We start from the raw sequence: 900 nt of genomic DNA, 5'->3' as shown, positions 1-900 counted from the left end.
GAACACATTTGACCTAGACTAATTTCTTTTCTTCTTGCTTCTTTTCGAATAAAGTCAATCAGTTTACGCCGAATCAGCAAATGAGCAAACGTTAAGAATGATGCATTTTTATCATGTTCAAAATGAACGATCGCTTCATGGAATGCGTACATTGCAATACTGTACTCGTCATCTTGTTCCCCAATATAACGTTTACATATAAACGAAGCAGTTTTTTTCATAAAAGGAGTGTAGGAAGAAAGAAGTTCATTAAGAACTTCTTCATTCCCTTCTTTTGCTTGAATTACTAGCAATTCAAGATCGTTTTTTGATTGTTTCTTAGGAAAAAGTCCTTGAATCGTTGCTAGTATCACAAGCTCACCCCATTTCCGCACAATAGTTAAGTCCTATCGATTGTAACGGGTTCTTGATAAAATGAAAAGATGCATTGTATTTCATTTTCTTAACAATTAACCCAAGTGTTATTTGTTTTTGTGATCTTCATTATGTTTTTCAACTTCATGACGATGCTCTTTTTTTGCATGATGCGATGCTTTATGCTCTTCTTTTTTAGCGTGATGTGTATTTTTGCGTTCTTGTTGTTTTGCATGTTGAGCATCTTTACGTTCTTGCTTTTCTACTGCTTTTTCAGCTTTTTTCACTTCTTTAGCAGCTTTTTTCTCAGCTTTTACTACTTCTGAATCTTTTTCAGTTTCAGTTTTTTCTTTATCATTCTCCACAGTGTCTTCATCAGTTTGGGCAGGTTCAGTTGCCTCGTCAGATGGTGTTGTTTCTGTAGTTGGAATTTCTTCTTTATCTTCTTCTTTGTTCTTCTCTTCCCATTTGGCAATAGCTTTATCAATATTTCTCTGAAGAGCCGCTTTTGCAGTTGGGTTATTTATTTTTTCAATGTTCAGGGAA

At 34.6% G+C, this 900-nt stretch carries 1 protein-coding gene and 1 pseudogene; both read right to left on the bottom strand.

Annotated elements, in window-relative coordinates; translation table 11 throughout:
- Positions 1–353: sigma factor (locus AC1DSL_RS18795; protein WP_477533411.1), on the bottom strand; the 353-nt coding region annotated here is incomplete at its 3' end.
- 108 nt (positions 354–461) lie between these two features.
- Positions 462–900: pseudogene (locus AC1DSL_RS18790) on the bottom strand (hypothetical protein); the annotation flags it as partial.

Source organism: Paenisporosarcina sp. P4_D4, from assembly GCF_056401835.1.
This window is presented reverse-complemented; position numbering and strand designations above follow the sequence as displayed.